Origin of the sequence: Microbacterium sp., from assembly GCF_047606685.1 — a bacterium.
Lineage (GTDB): Bacteria > Actinomycetota > Actinomycetes > Actinomycetales > Microbacteriaceae > Microbacterium.
This window is the reverse complement of record NZ_JASGEC010000084.1, coordinates 1-23,568: the sequence shown is the minus strand read 5'-3', so window position 1 is coordinate 23,568 and position 23,568 is coordinate 1. Positions and strand designations below refer to the sequence as shown.

20 protein-coding genes and 1 rRNA gene are annotated in these 23,568 nt (G+C 70.8%); 19 read left to right on the top strand and 2 right to left on the bottom strand.

Going from position 1 to position 23,568, the window contains the following annotated elements; genetic code table 11:
• The first annotated feature begins 76 nt into the window (after positions 1–76).
• The 9 genes from QM611_RS10550 to QM611_RS10510 all read left to right on the top strand — a co-directional run bounded on the left by QM611_RS10550 (position 77) and on the right by QM611_RS10510 (position 11,666).
• Positions 77–877 carry a TrmH family RNA methyltransferase gene (locus QM611_RS10550; protein ID WP_415079878.1) on the top strand — a complete coding sequence of 267 codons (801 nt, stop codon included), beginning with the start codon at positions 77–79 and terminating at the stop codon, positions 875–877.
• Positions 878–983: 106 nt separating this feature from the next.
• Positions 984–1,784: an amino acid ABC transporter ATP-binding protein gene (locus QM611_RS10545; RefSeq protein WP_415079877.1), complete on the top strand. Its 801-nt coding sequence runs from the start codon at positions 984–986 to the stop codon at positions 1,782–1,784.
• Positions 1,785–1,899: 115 nt separating this feature from the next.
• Positions 1,900–2,808 (top strand): glutamate ABC transporter substrate-binding protein, encoded by a 909-nt coding sequence (locus tag QM611_RS10540; protein WP_415079876.1) that lies wholly within the window; start codon positions 1,900–1,902, stop codon positions 2,806–2,808.
• A gap of 67 nt (positions 2,809–2,875) precedes the next feature.
• Complete coding sequence (locus QM611_RS10535) at positions 2,876–3,526, top strand: amino acid ABC transporter permease (RefSeq protein WP_415079875.1); 651 nt, start codon at positions 2,876–2,878, stop codon at positions 3,524–3,526.
• Positions 3,523–4,353, top strand: a complete 831-nt coding sequence (locus QM611_RS10530; RefSeq protein WP_415079874.1) for an amino acid ABC transporter permease — start codon at positions 3,523–3,525, stop codon at positions 4,351–4,353. The genes QM611_RS10535 and QM611_RS10530 overlap by 4 nt, the downstream gene beginning before the upstream one ends.
• A gap of 64 nt (positions 4,354–4,417) precedes the next feature.
• The gene (locus tag QM611_RS10525; RefSeq protein ID WP_415079873.1) at positions 4,418–6,208 is read left to right on the top strand and encodes a hypothetical protein; all 1,791 of its coding nucleotides are present in this window, start codon (positions 4,418–4,420) and stop codon (positions 6,206–6,208) included.
• Between the two features lie 46 nt (positions 6,209–6,254).
• Positions 6,255–7,295: a phenylalanine--tRNA ligase subunit alpha gene (pheS, locus tag QM611_RS10520; protein ID WP_415079872.1), complete on the top strand. Its 1,041-nt coding sequence runs from the start codon at positions 6,255–6,257 to the stop codon at positions 7,293–7,295.
• Complete coding sequence (pheT, locus tag QM611_RS10515) at positions 7,295–9,859, top strand: phenylalanine--tRNA ligase subunit beta (protein WP_415079871.1); 2,565 nt, start codon at positions 7,295–7,297, stop codon at positions 9,857–9,859. The genes pheS and pheT overlap by 1 nt, the downstream gene beginning before the upstream one ends.
• Before the next feature lie 139 nt (positions 9,860–9,998).
• Positions 9,999–11,666, top strand: a complete 1,668-nt coding sequence (locus tag QM611_RS10510; protein ID WP_415079870.1) for an amidase — start codon at positions 9,999–10,001, stop codon at positions 11,664–11,666.
• A 24-nt stretch (positions 11,667–11,690) separates the two neighbouring features.
• On the opposite strand, the gene QM611_RS10505 is transcribed toward QM611_RS10510, so the two are convergent.
• On the bottom strand, positions 11,691–12,347 hold the full coding sequence (locus QM611_RS10505; RefSeq protein ID WP_415079869.1) for a class I SAM-dependent methyltransferase: 657 nt from the start codon (positions 12,345–12,347) through the stop codon (positions 11,691–11,693).
• Between the two features lie 96 nt (positions 12,348–12,443).
• Between QM611_RS10505 and argC the strand changes: the two genes are divergently transcribed.
• The 7 genes from argC to QM611_RS10470 are packed head-to-tail and all read left to right on the top strand — an operon-like array spanning position 12,444 to position 19,916.
• Entirely contained in the window at positions 12,444–13,550 is a 1,107-nt protein-coding gene (gene argC / locus QM611_RS10500; protein WP_415079868.1) for an N-acetyl-gamma-glutamyl-phosphate reductase, read from the top strand.
• Complete coding sequence (gene argJ, locus QM611_RS10495; RefSeq protein ID WP_415079867.1) at positions 13,547–14,704, top strand: bifunctional glutamate N-acetyltransferase/amino-acid acetyltransferase ArgJ; 1,158 nt, start codon at positions 13,547–13,549, stop codon at positions 14,702–14,704. Before argC ends, argJ begins: the two co-directional genes overlap by 4 nt.
• The gene (gene argB / locus QM611_RS10490; protein WP_415079866.1) at positions 14,701–15,600 is read left to right on the top strand and encodes an acetylglutamate kinase; all 900 of its coding nucleotides are present in this window, start codon (positions 14,701–14,703) and stop codon (positions 15,598–15,600) included. The genes argJ and argB overlap by 4 nt, the downstream gene beginning before the upstream one ends.
• A complete protein-coding gene (locus QM611_RS10485; protein ID WP_415079865.1) occupies positions 15,597–16,829 on the top strand; it encodes an acetylornithine transaminase in 1,233 nt (410 codons plus the stop codon). Before argB ends, QM611_RS10485 begins: the two co-directional genes overlap by 4 nt.
• A complete protein-coding gene (argF, locus tag QM611_RS10480) occupies positions 16,826–17,749 on the top strand; it encodes an ornithine carbamoyltransferase (protein WP_415079864.1) in 924 nt (307 codons plus the stop codon). The genes QM611_RS10485 and argF overlap by 4 nt, the downstream gene beginning before the upstream one ends.
• A 49-nt stretch (positions 17,750–17,798) precedes the next feature.
• The gene (gene argH / locus QM611_RS10475) at positions 17,799–19,229 is read left to right on the top strand and encodes an argininosuccinate lyase (protein WP_415079863.1); all 1,431 of its coding nucleotides are present in this window, start codon (positions 17,799–17,801) and stop codon (positions 19,227–19,229) included.
• Between the two features lie 57 nt (positions 19,230–19,286).
• Positions 19,287–19,916, top strand: coding sequence for a SatD family protein (locus tag QM611_RS10470; protein ID WP_415079862.1), 630 nt, complete (start codon positions 19,287–19,289; stop codon positions 19,914–19,916).
• Positions 19,917–19,922: 6 nt separating this feature from the next.
• On the opposite strand, the gene QM611_RS10465 is transcribed toward QM611_RS10470, so the two are convergent.
• A complete protein-coding gene (locus tag QM611_RS10465) occupies positions 19,923–20,513 on the bottom strand; it encodes a hypothetical protein (protein WP_415079861.1) in 591 nt (196 codons plus the stop codon).
• A 78-nt stretch (positions 20,514–20,591) separates the two neighbouring features.
• On the opposite strand from QM611_RS10465, the gene tyrS reads away from it, so the two are divergent.
• The 3 genes from tyrS to QM611_RS10450 form a co-directional block, all read left to right on the top strand.
• Positions 20,592–21,899 carry a tyrosine--tRNA ligase gene (gene tyrS / locus QM611_RS10460; RefSeq protein WP_415079860.1) on the top strand — a complete coding sequence of 436 codons (1,308 nt, stop codon included), beginning with the start codon at positions 20,592–20,594 and terminating at the stop codon, positions 21,897–21,899.
• A 46-nt stretch (positions 21,900–21,945) separates the two neighbouring features.
• Positions 21,946–22,734, top strand: a complete 789-nt coding sequence (locus QM611_RS10455; RefSeq protein ID WP_415079859.1) for a DUF4184 family protein — start codon at positions 21,946–21,948, stop codon at positions 22,732–22,734.
• A 445-nt stretch (positions 22,735–23,179) separates the two neighbouring features.
• Positions 23,180–23,568: ribosomal RNA gene (locus QM611_RS10450) — 16S ribosomal RNA — on the top strand; the annotation flags it as partial.

Sequence of the window (23,568 nt, the reverse complement as noted above, 5' to 3'; positions counted from 1 at the left end):
CGGCCGGCCGGCCGGGCACGCGCGCGGGACGCCGCCGCGGCCAGCGGAGGCGCGGCTCGAACCTTAGACTGATTCCGTGCTGGAGAACCCCCGGTCGCCGCGCGCGCGTGCCGTCGCGAAACTCGCCAAACGCAGTGCCCGGCAAGAGACCGGCTGCTACCTGCTGGAGGGCCCTCAGGCCGTCCGCGAGGCGTTGCGCTTCGCGCCCGGCGCGGTGGAGGAGCTGTACGCGACCCCGACCGCGATGGAGCGCCACGGCGACGTGCACGACAGCGCGCGCGACGCCGGTGTCGAGGTGCTCTTCGCGACCGAGGCGGTCATCGAGGCGATGGCTGACACGGTCACACCTCAGGGCGTCGTCGCCGTCGCCCGGCAGGCGCCGACATCCGTGCGCGACGTGTTCGCGGCATCCCCGCGCCTGGTCGCGATCTGCGAGGAGGTGCGCGACCCGGGAAACCTCGGCACCATCATCCGCGCGGCCGACGCCGCGGGAGTGGATGCTGTCGTGCTCACCGGCCGCACCGTCGACCCGTACAACCCGAAGGTCGTGCGCGCGACCACGGGATCTCTGTTCCACGTGCCCGTCGCGGTCGGCGCCGAGCTGCCCGCGACGGTGGAGCGCGCGCGGAGCGCGGGGCTGCGCGTCATCGCGGCCGATGTCGGCGGCGGCGACTTCCTCGACCACCGCGCGCTGCTGGCCGAGCCGACGGCGTGGCTGTTCGGCAACGAGGCGCGCGGGCTGGACGAGGCATCCCTCGCCCTCGCCGACGCGTCGCTGCGGCTGCCCATCTACGGGGCGGCCGAGTCGCTCAATCTCGCCACCGCGGCCAGCGTCTGCCTGTACGAGAGCGCGTTCGCGCAGCGCGCCGCGCACTGACGGGCACATCGACGGGCCGCTCGGGCGTGAGCACGGTTGTTACGAAGCGGTAAATGTCGCACCGGGTTCCTGTCCTCACCGGGCCGAGCGTGCATAGAGTGTGCGGATGGTGCGTGCGCTAAGCGATGAGCCGGGCCGACCCCAACCCCCAGCCGGCTCGACCGGCAGAGCCGACCCGCTCGTCGTGATCTCTGACGTGCAGAAGCACTACGGCGATTTTCAGGCGCTCACCGACATCAACCTCTCCGTCAACCGCGGCGAGGTGGTGGTGGTGATCGGGCCGTCCGGCTCCGGCAAATCGACGCTGTGCCGGACGATCAACCGCCTCGAGACGATCACGAGCGGCTCGATCGTGATCGACGGCAAGGCGCTGCCCCAGGAGGGCAGAGAGCTCGCTCGGCTGCGCGCGGATGTCGGCATGGTCTTCCAGTCGTTCAACCTGTTCGCGCACCTGACGATCCTCGACAACGTCACCTTGGGCCCGATCAAGGTCAAAGGCATGAAGAAAGCGGATGCCGAGCGCGAGGCGTGCGCGCTGCTGGACCGCGTCGGCGTCGGCCAGCAGGCGTCCAAGCTGCCCGCGCAGTTGTCGGGCGGCCAGCAGCAGCGTGTCGCGATCGCCCGCGCCCTGGCGATGAGCCCGAAACTCATGCTCTTCGACGAACCGACCAGCGCGCTTGACCCGGAGATGATCAACGAGGTGCTCGACGTCATGGTGGGCCTCGCGCAGAGCGGGATGACGATGATCGTCGTCACCCACGAGATGGGCTTCGCGCGCAAGGCCGCCGACCGCGTCGTCTTCATGTCGGACGGGCAGATCGTCGAAGAGGCCACGCCAGACGAGTTCTTCACGAACCCGAAGAGCGCTCGCGCCAAAGACTTCCTCTCCAAGCTCATCACCCACTGACGACCGCGAACCAGAAGGAGGCAGATCGCACACACCGGCACATCGACGATCCGCACGGACCCGAACGTCGGACCGCACGCACACGACAGCACACACAGAACCAGAGGAGGTTCACATGCGTAAGTCACGAATTCTGGCGGGCATCGGCCTCGCCGCGGCGGCAGCGCTCACACTGACGGCCTGCAACAGCGGCACACCGGGGGAGACCGGCGGGACCGCGGGGACAGATCCCGAGGCGTCCGGCGAGTGGTTCACGGTCGCCACCGACGTCACGCTGGAAGGCAGCCCCACGTACGACCGGATCAAGGCGGCGGGCAAGGTGAGGATCGGGGTCAAGGAAGACCAGCCCAACCTCGGCTACCTCGACCCGACCACCAGCGAGCGCAGCGGATTCGACATCGACATCGCGCGCTGGATCGCGGCATCGCTCGGCTACGGCGAGGAAGACATCGAGTACTCCGTGATCGACTCGGCGCAACGCGAGCAGTCGATCGTCAACGGCGACATCGACTACTACGTCGGCACCTACTCGATCACCGACGAGCGCAAAGAGCTGATCTCGTTCGCCGGGCCGTACTTCGTCACCGGGCAGGGCCTGCTCGTGGCAGCCGACTCGGACATCGCCGGAGTCGACTCGCTGACCTCCGACACGATCGTGTGCTCGGTCACCGGCTCCACCTCGATCGAGAGGATCAAGACCGACACCGACGCGAAGACCGAGGAGTTCGGCAAGTACTCCGAGTGCGTCGAGGCGCTCAAGAACGGGCAGGTCGACGCGGTGACCACCGACGAGGCGATCCTCATCGGCTACGCGGCGCAAGACCCCGACAACCTGAAGGTGGTCGGCGAGCCGTTCAGCGAGGAGCGCTACGGCGTCGGCATCGCGAAGGGCGACACCGCCTTCGTCGAGTTCGTCAACACGATGTTCACCGACGGCGGGCCGATCTGGCAGGCGATCTTTGAGAAGAACCTCGGCGCGGCCGGCGTCGAAGGCACCCAGCCGGCGGTCGATCCGGTCGAGTAGGCGACGGGGCGGGGCGGGCCCGGGGGCGCCCCGCCCGACACAGCAACCCGCGGCGGAGAGGAGAGCGGTGAACCAGGTCTTCGACCATCCGGACCTGTGGCGCGAGGCCCTGGTCGGCACGCTCGTCCTGTTCTTCGCCGGCGGCGCCATCGCGCTCGTGCTCGGCTTCGTCGTCGGCGCGATGCGCGTGTCGCCGATCCCCGTCGCGCGAGCGGTGGGCGCCGTCTACGTCAACTGGATCCGAAACACCCCGTTGACCCTCGTCTTGTTCTTCTTCGCGTTCGCCGTGCCCCTGCTCGTGCGGGTGCCGCGCGGCAGCTACCTCGTGCTCGCCATCATCGGGCTCGGCGTCTACACCGCGACCTACGTCGCCGAGACGCTGCGCTCGGGAATCAACACCGTGCCGGTCGGCCAGGCCGAGGCGGCCCGCGCGCTCGGGATGAGCTTCGGGCAGGTGATGGGCTATGTGGTGCTGCCGCAGGCGGCGCGATCGGTCATCCCGCCCATGATGAGCGTGTTCATCGCGCTCTTGAAGAACACGACCGTCGCCTCCGGCTTCTCCGTGGTCAACCTGGGGAACATCCGCGCGAACATGAGCGAGCAAGGCGAGAACCAGATGGTGACCATCCTCCTGGTCATGGTCGCCTTTGTCGCGCTCGTGCTGCTGTTGGCTTGGCTGCAGCGCCGCCTCGAGGCGAAGTGGAGGGTGGCGCGATGACCTCCGTCCTCTACGACGTGCCGGGCCCGCGCGCCCGCGCCCGCAACCGCGCTCTCGGCGTGGCCACCGTCGTGGTGGTCGTGGCGGTCATCGGCTTCGTGGTGTGGCGGTTCGTCGACACCGGCCAGTTCAGCGCGCGCAAATGGGAGCTGTTCACCTACACCCGCGTGTGGCAGATGATCGGCGGCGCCACGCTCGCGACCGTGTCGGCATTCGCCGCGGCGGCGGTCGGCGCCGTCGTGCTCGGGTTCGCGCTCGCGATCGGCCGGCTCTCCGACCACGCGTGGGTGCGCGGCCCGGTGGCCTGGGTCGTGGAAGTGCTGCGCGCCATCCCGGTCCTCGTCTTCATGCTGCTGCTGTACTACGGGCTGCCGGTCGTCGGCATCAAGATGCCCAGCTATTGGGCGGTCGTGATCGCGCTGGTCGCCTACAACGGCTCGGTGCTTTCCGAAGTGATCCGCGCGGGCGTCGAAGCGCTGCCGCGCGGGCAGCGCGAGGCAGGCCTTGCCATCGGCCTGCGCAAGTCAGGCGTGATGCGCCTGGTCCTGCTGCCGCAGGCTGTTCGCGCGATGATGCCGGTGATCATCGCCCAACTCGTGGTGACCCTGAAAGACACCGCGCTCGGGTTCATCATCACGTACCCCGAACTGCTCTACACGGCCAAGCTCCTCGGCTCGAACGCGAACTTCGGCTCGCCGCTGATCCCGTCGGCGATGATCGCGGGAACGATCTACGTCGCGATGTGCCTGGCGCTGTCGTACCTCGCGTTCGTCGTCGAAAAGCGCACGCGCCGGTCGGTGAAAGCCATCGACGCGACCGTGGTGTAGCCTGATTCGCCTCGGGGAGGGGGCGTCTTCTCGTGTGCCTCCACGACGGAGGGGGAGCACAACGATGGATGGCGCAGCGAATCGAGCCGGCGCGACCGGGATCATGGCGGCATCCGTCGTGGTGCTCGGCCTGCTCGCCCCGGCGCCAGCCGCGGCCGTCGCGGAGACACCCGCACGGGTGCCGCTGGAGGGCGTGCTCAAGGTGACCCCCGTCGAGCCCGACGCCACAGGCGGCGGCGCGGTCGTGCTGGTGACAGCGGACGGCGCCCGCGTCGAGCTGACCGGCGACGCGGTGGCCAGCGCCGTCTCCGGCGACCGGTTCGACGGCACGGTCGTCGTCTCCGAGGAGGTGCGCGCCGAGGTCGCCCGGCGGACCGCGAGGAGCCGGACCGCGGATGCCGCGGAGCTCGGCGAGCTGGTCGCGGACGTGAGCGCCGATACCGGAGCGGCGTTGCAGGTGGCCGCCGCCGAAGTGGAACCGAGCGTGTCGTCGTCAACAGCCGCCACGGCGCACACTGTCGACGTGCTGTACGCGGGCCTGCCGGGAGGCGACGCGCCGTCGACGAGCGTCGTGGACGACCTGGTCGAGCGGCTCGACGAGTTCTGGGTGTCGCAGTCCAACGGCCAGATCGCCGAGGTGACGCGCCCGCTGCCCGTGCAGTACGTCGAGAAGACCGCCGCCGAGCTGTGCGACCAGGACGGAATGTGGGAGCTCGCGGCCGGAGCGTCGGGCTTCAACCGCACCGGCGTCACCGGCGCGGGCTCGGACTCCTACTACTGGGCGTCGGAGAACTCCGCCCACCTCGTCGTGCTCGTGCCGGCCGGGGTCTGCGACGGCGCGATCGGCCAGGCCACCGTCGGCCGGCTGCACGCTGGCGGCATCGTGTGGGCCGCGGTCGACCCTGCGAGCCCCGAGGACTGGGACGGCGTGGTGTTCCACGAGATCGGGCACAACCTCGGCCTCGAGCACTCCAACGCGACCTCGTGCGCGCGGCCCGCGGTCGACGGCCCGGAGTGCGCGCAGGTGGAGTATCGCGACTTCTACGACGTCATGGGCGGCAGCTACACGTGGGGAGAGCACAGCAACACCCGCCACATCGCCGAGCTCAACGTGACGCACAAGGCGCTACTGGACGCGCTGCCCCGCGGCACGGCGCTGCGGGAGGTCCGCGCGTCGGGGAGCTTCACCCTCGCGGCCGCCAGCTCGCTCGCCGGAACGCGGGGCCTCGAGGTCCACGACCCGCTCACCGGCGACGTGCTGTACATCGAGTACCGGTCCGGGACGGGACGCGACGCGCAGTCGTTCTACACGGGAGTCTCTGCCGAGTCGTGGGCCGGCGCGGCGGCCTACGCGCCCGGCGTGCGCGTTCTGAGGGTGGGCTGCACACCGGCGAGCGCCTGCACGGGGTGGCAGTCGCGCACCTCGACCGTGCTGCCGCGTTGGGCCGGGTCGACCGCGGTCATGTCGTACGGCGCCGGCAACACCTTCGTGTCGCGCGCGACGAGCGCAGGAGCGTCCGGTGTCCGCATCGCCGTGACATCCGTCAGCGCCGCGAGCGCCCGCGTGCGCGTGTCGCTCGCGCCGCACACGCTCACGGCCGCCACCCCGCGCGTGTCCGGCAAGCCCCGGGTCGGCTCGAAGCTCACGGCGCTGCGCGGGCACTGGACAGCGGGGACGACAATCTCGTACCGCTGGTTCGTGGGCGGCAAGGCGGTCTCCGGCGCGACGAAGAAGACGTTCACGCCCCGCGCGGCGCACAAGGGCAAGAAGGTGAAAGTCCGCGTCACGGGGAAAAAGCCCGGCTACACGACGGTCGTGAAGACATCCAAGGCCACTCGGGCCGTCACCCGGTGATCCCGAGCGCCGGGCGCGCCGCTCCGCCTCGGTAGACTCGACTCTCGTGTCCGACGCCCCCCACATCACACCCGAGGCCGTAGCGACGGCGGTCGACGCCGCGCTCGCGGCGATCGCGTCCGCGGCCTCGACGGCCGAGCTGAAAGCCGCCCGCACCGCGCATGCCGCGGAGGGATCCGCGCTGGCCGCGCTCAACGCGCAGTTGCGGAACGTGCCGACCGAGCGCAAAGCCGAGCTGGGCAAGCTCGTCGGGCAGGCGCGCGGGCGCGTGACGCAGGCGCTCGTCGCGCGGGAGAGCGAGCTCACGGCCGCTGAGACCGCGGCGCGGCTTGAGTCGGAGCGCGTGGATGTCACGGCGCTCCCCGCCCGCGCCCGCGTCGGGGCGCGGCATCCCCTCACCCTCCTGCAGGAGCAGATCGGCGACATCTTCGTCGGCATGGGGTGGGAGATCGCCGAGGGGCCCGAGCTCGAGCACGAGTGGTTCAACTTCGACGCGCTCAACTTCGACGCCGACCACCCGGCGCGCCAGATGCAGGACACGTTCTTCGTCGACCCTGTCGACCGCCACCTCGTGATGCGCACGCACACGAGCCCGGTCCAGGTGCGCTCGATGCTCGAGCGCGACCTGCCGATCTACGTCCTCGCCCCGGGCCGCGTGTACCGCACCGACGAGTTCGACGCCACCCACCTGCCGGTGTTCAGCCAGTTCGAAGGCCTCGTCGTGGACAGGGGCATCACGATGGCCCACCTCAAGGGCACCCTCGACCACGTGGCGCGGGTGCTGTTCGGCGACGAGGCCAAGACGCGGTTCCGCGCGAACTTCTTCCCGTTCACCGAGCCCTCCGCGGAGTTCGACCTGTGGCATCCGACCTTCACGGGCGGCGCCCGCTGGATCGAGTGGGGCGGCTGCGGAATGGTGAACCCGAACGTGCTGCGGGCGGCGGGGATCGACCCCGAGGAGTACTCCGGGTTCGCGTTCGGCATGGGCTTCGAGCGCACGCTGATGTTCCGCTCCGACGTCCAGGACATGCGCGACATGGCCGAGGGCGATGTGCGCTTCAGCGAGCAGTTCGGGATGGTGGTGTGATGCGCGTTCCGCTCTCCTGGCTGCGCGAGCACGTCGACGTCGCCGCCGACGCCACGCCCGAGGACGTGCTGGCCGCGCTCGTCTCGGTCGGCTTCGAAGAGGAGGACGTGCACCGCTTCGACCTGCACGGCCCCATCGTCGTCGGGCAGGTGGTCGAGTTCGTCGAGGAGCCGCAGTCCAACGGCAAGACGATCCGCTGGTGCCAGGTGGATGTCTCCGCCGACCACGGCGGCGTCCGCGGCATCGTGTGCGGCGCCCGCAACTTCTTCGTCGGCGACAAGGTCGTTGTGACTCTGCCGGGCTCGGTGCTGCCTGGGCCGTTCCCGATCGCGGCGCGCAAGACCTACGGGCACGTCTCCGACGGGATGATCGCCTCCGCGAAGGAGCTCGGCCTCGGCGAGGAGCATTCCGGCATCCTCCGGCTGGTGGAGCTCGGCCTCGACGCTCCGGTCGGCACGGACGCTATCGCCCTGCTCGGCCTCGACGACGTCGCGGTCGAGATCAACGTCACGCCCGATCGCGGCTACGCGCTGTCGCTGCGCGGGGTCGCGCGCGAGTACTCGCACGCCACCGGCGCGGCCTTCCGCGACCCGGCCGCGAAGGCGGAGGACGAGGTCGCGCTGGCCGACGCGGCGGCCTTCCCCGTCGCGGTGCGCGACGAGGCGCCAATCCGCGGCCGGCTCGGCGCGACCGAGTTCGTCGCCCGCATCGTGCGCGACGTCGACGCGACCAAGCCCACGCCGGCATGGATGGTGGCCCGCCTGGCGTTGGCCGGCATCCGCTCGCTCGGCGTGCTGATCGACATCACGAACTACGTCATGCTCGAGCTCGGCCAGCCCATCCACGGCTACGACCTCGACACGCTGACCGGCGGCATCGTCGTGCGCCGCGCGGAGCCGGGGGAGACGCTGCAGACCCTGGACGGCCAGGTGCGCACGCTGAGCGGCGAAGACCTGCTCGTCACCGACGAGTCGGGCCCCATCGGCCTCGCCGGGGTGATGGGCGGCGGCACGACCGAGATGTCGGGCGCCACGCGCAATGTGCTGATCGAGGCCGCCACATTCGACCCGGTCTCGATCGCCCGCACCGCGCGACGGCACAAGCTGCCGAGCGAGGCGTCGCGCCGATTCGAGCGGGGCGTCGACCCGGCGATCCCGTTCGTCGCCGCGGCGCGCGTCGCCGAGCTCATGGCCGAGTACGCCGGCGGCGCCGACACGGCTGCCGGCGGCGCGCTCATGGCCCCCCGCGTGGAGACCGTGGTCGAGCTGCCGCGCTCGTTCGTGGCGTCGCTTATCGGCGTCGCCTACACCGAGGCGGAGATCGTCGGCGCGCTCGAGAAAATCGGCTGCGCCGTGCAGGATGCCTCGACGGGCGAGCCCGACGCGGCGTGGTCCGTGACACCGCCCTCGTGGCGCCCCGACCTCACCGACAAGTGGACGCTCGCCGAGGAGGTCGCCCGCATCGAGGGCTACGACCGCATCCCGTCGGTCCTGCCGCTGCCGCCGTCCGGCCGCGGTCTCACCGTGGCGCAGCGGGGGCGGCGCCGCGTCGCCAACGCGCTCGCGGCCGCCGGCTACGTGGAGACGCCGTCGTTCCCGTTCACGACGCAAGAGCAGAACGACCTGCACGGGTCGGCCGGCGGTGGGCGGCTTGAGAGTGTGAAGCTGGCGAATCCGCTCGACGGGCAGGCCGCGTTCCTGCGCCGCTCGCTCGTTCCCGGGCTGCTGCAGACCGCGCACCGCAACGTGTCGCGGGGGTTCAGCGACCTCGCGATCTTCGAGACCGGCGTCGTGTTCCTGCCGAAGCCCGGCGCCCGCTACGGCACCGACGACGTGCCGCCGCTGGCGGTGCGGCCGGACGCGGCGACCCTCGTCGAGCTCGACGCGTCGATTCCGCCGCAGTGCCGGCACGTCGCCGTGCTGGTCACCGGCAACGCGGTGGCCAAGCAGCCGGGGCAGCCCGCCGTGGCGGCGGGGCTCGTCGACGCGCTGGACGCCGTGCGCACGATCGCCGCGGCCGCGGGCGTCGAGATCGACGTCGCGCAGGGCGCGCGCGCCGCGCTGCACCCCGGGCGCACCGGCGTGCTCACCGTGACGCCTCCGGCCGGCTCGGATTCGGGCGACGGCCAGCCGAGCGCCGTCGAGGTCGGCTACGTGGGCGAACTTCTGCCCGCGGTGGCCGAGGCATCCGATCTCCCTGGCCGCGTCGTGGTGGCAGAGCTCGATCTCGACCGAGTGCTCGCGCTCGCAGGCGAGAAGGTGGTCGCGGCATCGCTGTCGGCGTACCCGGCGGCCACGCAGGACGTTTCGCTCGTCGTTCCGGCGGACACGGCGGCCGCCGCCGTGCGCTCCGCGCTCGTGGACGGCGCGGGCGCGCTGCTGGAGTCGTTGCGTCTGGTCGACGACTACCGCGGCGAGGGCGTGCCGGCCGGGTCGAAGAGCCTCACATTCGCGTTGCGCTTCCGTGCGCCCGACCGCACGCTGACGGCGGCGGAGGCGACCGAGGCGAAGCTCGCGGGCGTGGCGGTTGCCGCCGAGCGCTGCGGGGCGACGCTGCGCGAGTGATGCCCGCGTCGGCGCGCATGATCCTGTGCTGAGCACGCATGATTGCGTCGGGACGTGCTCCCTGTGCAAAAGTGGACTCTGTCCACCATCTCCCCGGCCCATCGGGGTTCCCCGGTGGCGTGAACATCGAGGAGGCATTGTGGATGATCTGCACGAAGAGCGTCGTGGCCTGTCCCGGCGAGGACTGCTGACCGGGGCTGCCGCCGCGGCGGCAGCGTCAGCGGTGCTCGTCTCCGAGCCCGCGGCGGCGGCCGGGGGCGACCTCCACGCCACCGTGGGAACGCTCAGCCGCCCCAAGAACCTCCGCCGCATCGTGGACTGGACCGCCGCTGAGCTGTCCGTCGCGATCAAGCGCCGGGTGGTGACCTGCGTCGAGGTCATGACGGCCTATCTCGATCAGATCGACGAGTTCAACCCGTCGGTCAACGCAATCGTCGCGTTGCGTCCGAGGGCCGAACTGCTCGCGGAGGCCGCGGAGAAGGACGCGCTGCTGCGGCGCGGCCGTTACCAAGGCTGGATGCACGGGTTCCCGCAGGCCGTGAAGGACCTCGCGAATGTGATTGGGCTGCCGACCAGCGCCGGCTTCTTCCGCGACTCGTTCGCCGCCGCGGCAGCCACCGCCGACTCGATCTTCGTCGAGCGCGTGCGCGCTGCCGGCGCGATCTTCATCGGCAAGACCAACACGCCCGAGTTCGGCCTCGGATCGAACACCTACAACAACGTCTACGGCACGACGTACAACGCCTACGACCAGACGAAGTCGGCGGGCGGATCAAGCGGCGGCGCCGCCGTCGCGGTCGCGCTCAAGATGCTCCCCGTCGCGGACGGCAGCGACTTCTTCGGGTCGCTGCGCAACCCGCCCGGGTGGAACAACGTCTACGGGCTGCGGCCGTCGTATGGACGGGTGCCGGGCACCGGGCCGCGCCCGTACGAGACCTTTGTCGCCCAGGGCGGCACGGAGGGGCCCATCGCACGGAATCCGCAGGACCTGGCGCTCATGCTCGAGACCATGGCGGGATACGACGCGCGCCAGCCGCTGTCGATCGACTCCGACTTCGAGGCGCGCGGCCTCTCGGCCAGCATGCGGGGCAAGAAGGTCGCCTGGCTGGGCGACCTGGGCGGCTATCTTCCGATGGAGCCCGAAGTGCTGCAGGTGACCAAGGCCGCGTTGAAGACCTTCCGGTCGATGGGGATGTCGGTGACCACCATCGACGAGCTTCCCTCGATCACCAGCACGACCGGCGACGGATTCGCGGGCAACACCGACCTCTGGCCGACGTGGTTGACGTTCCGCCACTGGATCGTCGGCAGCGGCCTGTCGGGGCTTGCCGCCGGGTCGCTCGGCCAGTACATGAAGCCGGAGGCGATCTACGAGGTCGAGGGTGTCACCGTGGGCGCCGACGGCAATGCGCCCATCTCCGGACTCGACGCCTTCAACGGCTCGGTCAAGCGGACGGCGATGTACCGCGCCTTCCAGGAGCAGATCTTCAACACCTACGACTACGTGGTGCTCCCGACCGCGCAGGTGTTCCCGTTTACGGTTGCGGGCTCGGACGCCATCAACTGGCCGGAGAGCGTCAACGGGGTGGAGATGTCCTCGTACCACCGCTGGATGGAGGTCACCGCCATCGGAACCCTGCTGAACGCTCCGACGGTGGCCATGCCGGCAGGGTTCAGCGACTCCGGCCTGCCGATCGGGCTGCAGGCGATCGGCCGCAACCACGACGACATCGGGGTGCTGCGGCTGGCGCAGGCCTGGGAGAAGAAGACGCGCTGGTCCGAGCGCAAGCCGCCTCTGCTGGACTGAGCCGAGCCGGGGCGTGCGCCCCGGCTACGCGCGGCAGAGGATCTCGCCGTGGGGGACGAGATACCAGCCGTCGCCCTCCGCTGCCCACGAGCGCCACGCCGCGGCGATGCGTCGGAGCCCGCTCTCGTCCGCCATGCCCGACGACACCAGCTGGCGGGCCAGGGCGGACTCGACGATGCGGTCGGCCCACATCCCGCCCCACCACGCGCGCTCGTCCGGTGTCGCGTAGCACCACGTCGAGGCCGTCGCCGTGACATCCTCGAAACCGGCGTCGCGCGCCGCGACGATCCCGCCCGGCTTGGCCACGCGGCGCATCTCGCGAAGCGCCTGCACCGGGTCGCCCACGTGCTGGAGCACCTGGTGCGCGTGCACGATGTCGAAGGTGTCGTCGGCGAAGCCCAGCGCGTGCGCGTCCTCCACAGAGAACGAGATGTTCGCCGCTCCGCGCTCGGCGGCGAGCCGCTGCGAGAGCGCGAGCTCGGCCGGCCCGATCTCGGTCGCCGTGACGTGCGCGACGCGGGAGGCGAAGTCCACGGTGATCGTGCCGGGACCGGCTCCGACGTCGAGCAGCGTGCTCTCCGGCCGCAAGAGCGGCTCCAGGTACGCGGCCGAGTTCGCGATCGTCCGATTGTTGTGTGAGCGCAGCACCGACTCATGGTGCCCGTGTGTGTAAACCGCCATCCCCGCAGTCTGCCACTCGACGTTCGGCCCCTGAGCCTGTCGGACCGGCCCCTGAGCCTGTCGAAGGGCCCTCGTCCCAGAAACTAAGGTGGAAACATGACCTATTCGGTCGCCGTCTCTGGCGCATCCGGCTACGCAGGCGGCGAGATTCTCCGCCTGCTCGCCGGCCATCCCGACGTCGAGATCCGCACTGTCACCGCCCACTCCAACGCCGGGCAGCCGCTCGTGCGACACCAGCCGCACCTGCGCTCGCTCGCGCACCTCACGCTGCAAGAGACCACGCCCGAGGTGCTCGCAGGGCACGACATCGTGTTCCTCGCGCTGCCGCACGGGCAGTCCGGCCCGTACACCGACGCGCTGCGCGACACGGCGCTCGTCGTCGACGCCGGCGCCGACCACCGGCTCGCCTCCGCCGACGCGTGGGCGCGGTTCTACGGCGGAGACTTCCACGAGCCGTGGGCGTACGGTGTGCCCGAGCTGCTGGTGGGCGAGGGGCGCAAGCAGCGCGAGAACCTCGTCGGAGCGTCGCGCATCGCGGCGCCGGGCTGCAACGCGTCGACGGTCTCCCTCTCGCTGGCTCCCGGAGTTGCCGCGGGGGTCATCGACCCCGGCGGCATCGTGGCGGTGCTCGCGGTCGGCCCGTCGGGCGCGGGCAAGAGCCTCAAGCCGCACCTGCTCGGCAGTGAGATCCTGGGAAGCGCCAACCCGTACGCCGTCGGCGGCACCCACCGGCACATCCCGGAGATCCAGCAGGCGCTCGCCGCCGCGCGTACGTCGGAGGATCGCGCGAATGTCGGAGGATCCGCGCCGAATCCTCCGACATCCCGCGCACTCTCCGACATCCGCGTCTCGTTCACACCCGTGATCGTGCCGATGGCCCGCGGCATCCTCGCCACCAGCACCGCCCCGATCGCCCCCGGCGCGAGCGACGACGACATCCGCGCGGCGTGGGAGGCTGCGTACGGCGACGAGGCGTTCGTGCAGCTGCTGCCCGCGGGCGAGTTCCCGCGCACCGCCGACGTGCTTGGCGCCAACACCGCGCTCATGGGCCTCGCGATCGACCGCGCCGCCGGCCGCGTCGTGGTCGTGACCGCGGTCGACAACCTGACCAAGGGCACCGCCGGCGCGGCCGTGCAGTCCATGAACCTCGCGCTCGGCCTGCCCGAGCAGCGAGCCCTTGCCGTGAACGGAGTCGCGCCGTGAGTGTCACTGCCGCACAGGGATTCGAGGCGGCCGGCGTCGCGGTCGGCCTGAAGTCGACCGGCAAGCCCGACGTCGCCGTCGTCGTCAACCGGGGCCCGCTGCGCACCGCGGCCGCCGTGTTCACGAGCAACCGCGCCAAGGCGAACCCGATCCTGTGGTCGCAGCGGGCCGTCCAAGACGGCGTCGCCGAGGCCATCGTGCTCAACTCCGGCGGCGCGAACTGCTTCACCGGCGCGTTCGGGTTCCAGACGACGCATCAGACCGCCGAGCGCGCCGCAGAGCTCCTCGGCGTCTCCGCGGGCGACATCCTGGTCTGCTCGACGGGACTGATCGGCACGGGCGACGAGGCCTTCCGCGCCAAGGTCCTCGCCGGTGTCGAGCGAGGGATCGCGGGCCTCAGCGCCGACGGCGGAGAAGCGGCATCCCTGGCGATCATGACGACCGACTCGCGCCCGAAGCGTGCTGTCCAGAGCCGGGACGGCTGGACGGTCGGGGGGATGGCGAAAGGCGCGGGGATGCTGGCGCCGGGCCTTGCCACCATGCTCGTCGTCATCACGACCGACGCGGTCGTCGACGCCGCCCAGGCGGACGCGGCGCTGCGGCACGCCGCAAAATACAGCTTCGACCGGCTCGACTCCGACGGCTGTATGTCGACCAACGACCAAGTGACCCTCATGGCCAGCGGCGCGAGCGGCGTCGCGCCCGGCCCCGACGAGTTCCGCGCCGCGCTCACCGCCGTGTGCCAGAGCCTTGCCGAGCAGCTGCAGCAGGATGCCGAAGGGGCCAGCCACGACATCACGATCGACGTCGAGCACGCGGCCACCGAGGACGACGCGGTCGAGGTCGGGCGCTCCGTCGCCCGCAACAACCTGTTCAAGGCGGCGGTCTTCGGAGGCGACCCGAACTGGGGGCGCGTGCTCGCCGCGATCGGCACCACCACAGCCGTGTTCGACCCGTACGACGTCGATGTGTGGATGAACGGCGTCCGCGTCTGCACCGCCGGGCGCCCGGACCGCCCGCGCGACGAGGTCGACCTCTCTCCGCGCGCGACGCGCGTGCTCATCGACCTGCGCTCGGGCAACGCCCGCGCGACGATCCTCACCAACGACCTCACCCACGACTACGTCCACGAGAACAGCGCGTACTCCTCATGACCGATCTGCAAGACACCGACCCGGCCGCCGCGTCGGCGAAGGCCGAGACCCTCATCGAGTCGCTGCCGTGGCTGCGGCGCTTCCGCGACCAGATCGTCGTGGTCAAATACGGCGGCAACGCGATGGTCAGCGACGAGCTTCAGGAGGCGTTCGCCGCCGACATCGCCTACCTCCGCTACGTCGGCGTGAAGCCGGTCGTGGTGCACGGCGGCGGCCCGCAGATCTCGAACATGCTCGACCGGCTGGCGATCCCGAGCGAGTTCAAGGGCGGCTACCGCGTCACGAGCACGGAGGCGATCTCGGTGGTGCGCATGGTGCTCACCGGCCAGATCAATCCGCAGCTGGTGGGGAAGATCAACCAGCACGGACCGTTGGCCACCGGCCTGTCCGGCGAGGACGCCGGGCTGTTCGGCGGGCGGCAGAAGGGCATTGTCGTCGACGGCGTGCCGCACGACCTCGGCCGGGTCGGCGACGTCGTCGAGGTCGACCCGCAGACTGTGCACGACCACATCGCGGCAGGCCGCATCCCGGTCGTCTCGAGCATCGCGCCCGACCTCGACAAGCCGGGGCACTCGCTCAACGTGAACGCCGACGCCGCGGCGGCTGCGCTCGCCGTCGCGCTGAAGGCCGCCAAGCTGGTGATCCTCACCGACGTCGCAGGACTCTACGCCGACTGGCCGAACCGCGACTCGCTCGTCTCGCACCTCACGGCGACCGAGCTGCGCGACATGCTTCCCCGGCTCGAGTCGGGGATGATCCCCAAGATGCGCGCCTGCCTGGACGCGGTCGAGGGCGGCGTCGAGACGGCCGCGATCATCGACGGCCGCGTGCCGCACTCGGTGCTCGTGGAGATCTTCACGCAGAAGGGAATCGGCACAGAGGTGGTGAACGGATGACGACGTGGCAGGATGCCGCCGCGCGCGACCTCGTGCGCAGCTTCGGCGAGCGGATGGCGCTCTTCGAGCGCGGCGAGGGCGTGTACCTGTGGGACGGGGAGGGCCGCCGCTACCTCGACTTCCTCGGCGGAATCGCGGTCAACTCGCTCGGCCACGCGCACCCCGTGTTCGTCGAGGCAGTGTCGCGGCAGGCGGCCACGCTCGCGCACGTCTCCAACTACTTCGCGACGCCGCCCCAGCTCGCGCTCGCCGCGCGGCTCAAGCGCCTCGCCGGCGCCGGCGAGGACGGCCGCGTCTACTTCGGCAACTCCGGCGCCGAGGCCAACGAGGCGGCCTTCAAGCTCGCGCGCCTGCACGGCGCCACGTCGAGGGAAGGCGGAAGCGAGCGGCCTCGAATCCTGGCGCTGCGCGACGCGTTCCACGGCCGCACCATGGGCACGCTCGCGCTCACCGGCAAGCCGCTGATGCAAGAGCCGTTCCAGCCGATGGTGCCGGGGGTCGAGTTCCTCGACTCGACAGTCGAGGCACTCGAGGCAGCGCTCGACGAGCGCGTCGCCGCCGTGTTCGTCGAGCCGATCAAGGGCGAGGCAGGAGTCATCCCCCTGCCCGACGGCTACCTGCGCGCGGCTCGCGAGCTCACCGCGCGGCACGGCGCGCTGCTGGTCGTCGACGAGATCCAGACTGGCGCCGGGCGCACAGGGGAGTGGTTCGCCTTCCAGCACGCCGGCATCACGCCCGACGCCATCACGGTCGCGAAGGGGATCGGCGGCGGGTTCCCGATCGGCGCGCTCATCACGTTCGGCGCCGCGAGCGAGTTGTTCTACCCCGGCACCCACGGCTCCACGTTCGGAGGCAATGCGCTCGGCACCGCGGTCGCCGACGCCGTCCTCGCCGAGATCGAGCGCGCCGGGCTCGTCGAGGGCGCGCGCGTCCGCGGCGCGCAGGTGCGCGACGCGGTGGCCGGCATCGGCTCGCCGCTCGTGGTCGGAACGCGCGGCCAGGGGCTGTTGCTCGGGGTGGCGCTGCGCCATCCCGTCGCCAAGGCGGTCGTGGCCGCCGCGCAGGAGCGCGGGCTCATCGTCAACGCCGCCAACGACGAGACCATCCGCCTCGCGCCGCCCCTGATCATCGGCGACGCCGAGATCGCCGAGTTCGCCGAGTTGTTCGCCGCCGCGCTGGCCGATGTCGCGGCCACGCTCGTACCCGAAGCCGAGGAGGCTGTCAAGTGACCCGCCATCTGCTGCGTGATGACGACCTCACACCCGCCGAGCAGGCCGAGATCATCGATCTCGCCGCCGAGTTGAAGAAGGACCGCTGGCAGCTCAAGCCGCTGGCCGGCCCGCAAACGGTCGCCGTGATCTTCGACAAGTCCTCCACTCGCACGAGGGTCTCGTTCGCGGTCGGCGTCGCCGACCTGGGCGGCGTGCCGCTGATCATCTCGACGGCCAACAGCCAGCTCGGCGGAAAGGAGACTCCGGCCGACACGGCCCGTGTGCTCGAGCGCCAAGTGGCCGCGATCGTGTGGCGCACGTACGCGCAGGCGGGGCTCGAGGAAATGGCGAGGGGCACGACCGTGCCCGTGGTCAACGCGCTGAGCGACGACTTCCACCCGTGCCAGCTCCTCGCCGACCTGCTCACGATCCGCGAGCACAAAGGCACGTTGGCCGGGCTGACGCTGGCCTTCTTCGGCGACGGCCGCACGAACATGGGCCAGTCGTACGTGCTTGGCGGCGTCACCGCGGGCATGCACGTGCGCGTCGCGTCGCCGGTCGAGTACGCGCCGCGCGAGGACGTGGTCGCCGACGCCGACCGCCGGGCCGCCGAGACCGGGGGGTCGGTGACGCTGTACACCGACCCGAACGAGGCCGCCGCAGGGGCGGACGTGATCGTCACCGACACGTGGGTGTCGATGGGCAAGGAGGACGAGAAGCTCGCGCGGCTGCGCGACCTCGGACCGTACAAGGTGTCGCAGGAGCTCATGAGCCTCGCCAAGGACGACGCGATCTTCATCCACTGCCTGCCCGCTGATCGCGGCTACGAGGTCGACGCCGGGGTGATCGACGGCCCGCAGAGCGTCGTGTGGGACGAGGCCGAGAACCGCCTGCACGCGCAGAAGGCGCTGTTGGTGTGGCTGCTCCGGCAGGACTGAGCACGCCGGCGCCGCGGGGAGCGGCAGCTCGCCCGGCTAGGCTTGAGCGGTGAGCGATGCGAAGAGCGACGGCACCAACGAGGGCGCGCTGTGGGGCGCCCGATTCGCATCGGGGCCGGCTCCCGAGCTGGCGGCGCTGAGCCGCTCCACGCATTTCGACTGGGCCCTCGCGCTGTACGACATCGCCGGCTCGCACGCGCACGCGAAGGCCCTGGCGGATGCCGCCTACCTCTCGGCGGACGAGGAGCGGCGCATGCACGAAGGGCTCGACGCCCTCGCGCGCCGCGTGAAGGACGGCAGCCTCGTCGCCCGCCCGGAGGACGAGGACGTGCACGGCGCGCTCGAGGCTGCGCTCATCGCCGAGGTCGGACCAGAGCTCGGCGGCAAGCTGCGCGCCGGTCGCAGCCGCAACGACCAGATCGCGACCCTCGTGCGGCTGTACCTGCTGGACCATGCGCGGATCATCTCGGGCGACATCCTGGATCTCATCGACGCGATCGTGGCGCAAGCCGACGCCTACCACGGCGCGATCATGCCGGGTCGCACACACCTCCAGCACGCCCAGCCGATCCTGCTCTCCCACCACCTGCAAGCGCACGCGTGGCCGCTCGTGCGCGATCTCGAGCGGCTGCGCGACTGGCGGGCCCGCGCGTCCGTCTCGCCGTACGGGGGAGGCGCCCTCGCCGGTTCCAGCCTCGGCCTCGATCCCGCGCTGGTGGCGGCCGAGCTCGGCCTCAGCCGCCCCGCGGAGAACTCGCTCGACGGCACCGCCGCGCGCGACACGGTCGCCGAGTTCGCGTACATCGCAGCTCAAATCGGCATCGACCTGTCGCGCTTCGCCGAGGACATCATCCTGTGGAACACGCGCGAGTTCGGCTTCGTGGTGCTCGACGACGGCTTCTCGACAGGCTCGAGCATCATGCCGCAGAAGAAGAACCCCGATATCGCGGAGCTCGCCCGAGGCAAGTCGGGACGGCTCGTCGGCAATCTCGCCGGCCTCCTCGCGACGCTCAAGGGCCTGCCGCTGGCCTACAACCGCGACCTGCAGGAGGACAAGGAGCCCGTCTTCGACTCGATCGCGACGCTCGAGGTGCTGCTCCCCGCGTTCGCCGGCATGGTCGCGACCATGCGGTTCGACATCGACCGGATGGCACAGCTGGCCCCGGAGGGCTTCTCGCTGGCCACGGATGTCGCGGACTGGCTCGTGCGGCGAGGCATCCCGTTCCGCGACGCGCACGAGATCTCGGGCGCTCTCGTGCGCGCGTGCGAGGATCGGGGGATCGGACTGGAGGATGCCTCGGACGAGCTGCTCGCCGAGGTCTCGCCGTACCTCGGCCCCGAAGTGCGCGGGGTGCTGACGGTCGAGGGCTCTGTCGCCTCTCGGCGCGGAGCGGGCGGCACCGCGCCCGCCCGCGTGGCCGAGCAGCGCGCCGAGCTCATCGAGCGGACGCAGGCCGCGGCACACGCGCTGGGGCTCTGATCTCCTCGTAATCAGCTCTTCCCTTATTTTTTAGGAATATAAGGGATACACTTCATTATGCCCATCGCCGCCATCGCCGACATCGTCGGCTCGCGCCTGCTGGCCGACCGCGAAGCCGCGCAGCGCGCGCTCGACGAGGCGATCGACCGCGTCGAGCGCGACCTCCCGGTGTCCGAGCGCCGGCTGCGCCCCACCGTGGGCGACGAGCAGCAGGGCGTCTACGCGAGCCTGGACGCCGCGCTCGCCTCGCTCCTGCTGATCCAGCTCGCCCTTCCCGACGGCATCCAGTGCAGGTTCGGGCTCGGCATCGGCCCGATGGAATCGGTGCCGTCCGCGTCCGGCGGAATCCCCGACGGCCCGGGCTGGTGGGCCGCGCGCGCGGCGATCGACACCGTGCACCGGATGCAGCAGCGCGCGGCGCCGACCGCCCGCACGTGGGTTGGCGCCGCGCCGGGCCTCGCCGACGGCATCCACGTCGTCAACGCCTACCTGCTTGCCCGGGACGAGATCGTCGCGGGGATGGCGGAGCGCACACGCCGACTCGCCTACGGGCGCTGTTTCGGGGCCACCCAGCGCGACCTCGCCGAGCGCGAGGGGGTCACCCAGTCGGCCGTGTCGCAGGCGTTGGCCACGGCCGGGGCGCACGCGGTCGTGCAGGGTTTCGGGTTGCTGCGGCAGTCGCTGTGAGGCGGCTCACCACACGGCGAGGCGCACGAGCGCGCCGACGAGGCACGCCCACAGCAGGCTCGCCAGCGTGCCGACGATGAACCGCTCGCGCGCCTCGGAGGTTGCCAGCTCGGGAAAGCGGCCGATGCCCTTGACCGCCACGATCACCGCGACCGCCTCGGGGAAGCCGGCGAGGATCGCCACGATGGCCGACACGCGCTCGAGGTAGCCGATCGTCGTGCCGCCGCGCAGCAGCACCGTGGCCGTGGCGTCGTCGGCATCGGCCTCGTTCTGCACGACGATGCCGCCGTCGTCGGTCTCGCGCACGCGGCCGTGCGTGGCGATCGACAGCACGCGCCGCACCACCGGGTTGCCGCCGAGGGCGCCGAGCGTCACGCCGAGCAGCGCGAGGATCAGCCCCACGATCGCCGGCACGTCCACCGGAGAGACGAGCACCACCATGAGCGCCACCACGACCAGGCCGCCGGCCACCGCGAGCGGCGCGGTCGTGGGCCGGCGCAGGCTGACGACGGCGAGCACGAGCGCCGCGCACAGCGCCAGGAACAGGAAGACCGACAGCACGGCGGCGACGAGCTCGGTGGGAAGCGCGAATGCCATCTCGCCAGTCTCGCACGCGGGTGCGTCACCGGCCCAGGTGCGGCCGAGCCATCCATCGCCGCTGATACCCTGAAGCGCGTGTCTGAACCCGACGTGATCGCACTGGCGCCCGCGAACGACCCCGCGTTCGAGAATGTGTGGGACGAGCTCGTGTGGCGTGGACTGGTGCAGGTGTCCACCGACCAGGAGGCGCTGCGCGCCCTGCTCGCCGGGGGTCCGATCACGTACTACTGCGGCTTCGACCCGACCGCGCCGAGCCTTCATCTGGGCAATCTGGTGCAGCTGCTGCTGATGCGGCGCCTGCAGTTGGCCGGCCACCGGCCGCTGGGGCTGGTGGGCGGGTCGACCGGCCTCATCGGCGACCCGGGTGGGCGCGACACCGAGCGCGTGCTCAACCCGGTCGAGACGGTGCAGGAGTGGGTGGGCTACCTTCGCGCGCAGGTCGAGCGGTTCCTCGACTTCGACGGCGACAGCGCGGCGCGCATGGTCAACAACCTTGACTGGACCGCGGGGCTGAGCGCGATCGACTTCCTCCGCGGGATCGGCAAGCACTTCCGTGTCGGCACGATGATGAAAAAGGATGCCGTGGCCGCCCGCCTGAACTCGGAGGCCGGCATCAGTTACACCGAGTTCAGCTACCAGATCCTGCAAGGGCTCGACTACCTGGAGCTGCACCGCCAGTACGGCTGCGTGCTGCAGACCGGCGGCAGCGACCAGTGGGGCAACCTCACCAGCGGCGTCGACCTCATCCACCGCGTGGAGGGCGTCTCGGTGCACGCACTGGGCACGCCGCTGATCACCAACAGCGACGGCACGAAGTTCGGAAAGAGCGCGGGCAACGCGATCTGGCTCGACCCGGAGATGTGCAGCCCCTACCGCTTCTACCAGTTCTGGCTCAACACCGACGACGCCGACGTCGTCGACCGCCTCAAGGTGTTCACGTTCCTCACTCGCGCCGAGATCGAGGAGTACGCGCGGCTCGTCGAGTCCGAGCCGTTCCGGCGCGCGGCCCAGCGCCGGCTCGCGGCGGAGGCGACCACGTTCGTGCACGGGGCGGATGCCACGGATGCCGTGATCGCGGCGTCCGAGGCGCTGTTCGGCCGAGGCGAGCTCACGGCGCTCGACGCCGCGACCCTGCGCAGCGCCCTGCGCGAGCTGCCCCACGCCGAGGTCGCGGCGGGCGCCGACGTGGTTCAGGCGCTCGTGGCGACCGGGCTTGTCGCCAGCCTGTCGGAGGGCCGGCGCGCCATCGCGCAGGGCGGCGTGTCGCTCGACGGGGTGCGGGTGGAGGACGACACTGCCGTCGTGACGGGCTCGCTACCCGGCGGCGTCTCGGTGCTGCGGCGCGGCAAGAAGACCCTCGCGGGCCTTTTCGTCACGAGCTGACAGGCGGGTTCAGCGCCAGCGCAGGCGGAGGGGCTAGCGTCGTCGAGTGCCGTTCACCCCGAGCCACGCCGTCGTCGCGTTGCCGTTCCTTCCGCTGCGGCGGGTTCCGGCGCTCGCGGGTGTTCCGGCGGCGGTCGCGGTCGGCGCCATGACGCCGGACCTGCCGTTGTTCGTGCGCGGCACGCCGGTCGCCTACGCCTGGACGCACTCGTTCTCGTGGTTGCCGCTGACAGCCGTGCTCGCCCTCGTGCTGCTGCTGGTGTGGCGGTGCGCGCTGCGACCGGCCTCTCGCGAGCTCGCTCCGCGCTGGCTGGCCCGCCGGCTGCCGTCGCGATGGGATGCCGGCGCCTCGACAGGACTGCGTGAGACCTTTCCGTCAGCGGCGGGCGCGCTCTGGACGCTGCTCGCGCTCGCGGTGGGCGCCGTCTCGCACATCGCGTGGGATCTCGTCACGCACGAGGGGCGCGCGGGCATCGCCGCGCTGGATGAGGCGTGGGGGCCGCTGCCGGCGCACACGTGGCTACAGCACGGGTCCAGCGCTGTTGGTCTGGTGACCCTCGCGGTGTGCGCCATCGTGTGGCTGCGCAGAGCGGATGCCGCGGAGCAGGTTCGCAGAGTGCTCCCCGACGGGGCGCGGTGGGGGTGGTGGCTGTCGTTGCCCCTCGCGCTGGTCGTCGCGTGGTGCGCGGGATACGCGGTACTCGGCCCGTTCGCGCCCGGCTTCGACGCAGAGCACCTCGCCTACCGAGTGCTCCCGCCCGCGTGCGGAGTGTGGGGCGCGGCCACGCTGGCACTGTGCGCGACCGTGCAAGCCGTGCGGCTCCGGGGTCGCTGATCCGCGGAATCACGCGGCGCACAGCAGCGACACGCCCGGGATGCGGCATCGATTTGCCGGGTCTGCGGAACCGGCGTAAGTTTGTATCTCGTTCGCCCCAAAGGGATGAGCGGAGGGCCCCGAAGCCCCGCCCCCTCAAGCGGAGAACCACCTCACATCAGCCTCAGTTCGGTTTGACCTTGGTCGCGCCGGAGGGGTAAGATAGAGAAGTTGCCCTGCGGGCGAGGTCGAGAGGCCGAGCAGCAGGAGCATCCGATCCTTGAGAACTCAACAGCGTGCACTTGTCAAATGCCAAATAACCTCGTTCCAGCTTCGGCTGGATGAGATTCCTTTGGATCAAAGACCGACCGTATGGTCGGCAAACGGATAAGTCAGCAATGACATCCACTTTGGTCAGATCAAACTCGCTGTGGTCACCCTATTCCGGTGGTCGCAGCAAAATTTCTTCACGGAGAGTTTGATCCTGGCTCAGGATGAACGCTGGCGGCGTGCTTAACACATGCAAGTCGAACGGTGAAAGCGGAGCTTGCTCCGCTGGATCAGTGGCGAACGGGTGAGTAACACGTGAGCAACCTGCCCCGGACTCTGGGATAACAGCTGGAAACAGCTGCTAATACCGGATACGAGCTGCGAAGGCATCTTCAGCAGCTGGAAAGAACTTCGGTCCGGGATGGGCTCGCGGCCTATCAGCTAGTTGGTGAGGTAACGGCTCACCAAGGCGTCGACGGGTAGCCGGCCTGAGAGGGTGACCGGCCACACTGGGACTGAGACACGGCCCAGACTCCTACGGGAGGCAGCAGTGGGGAATATTGCACAATGGGCGCAAGCCTGATG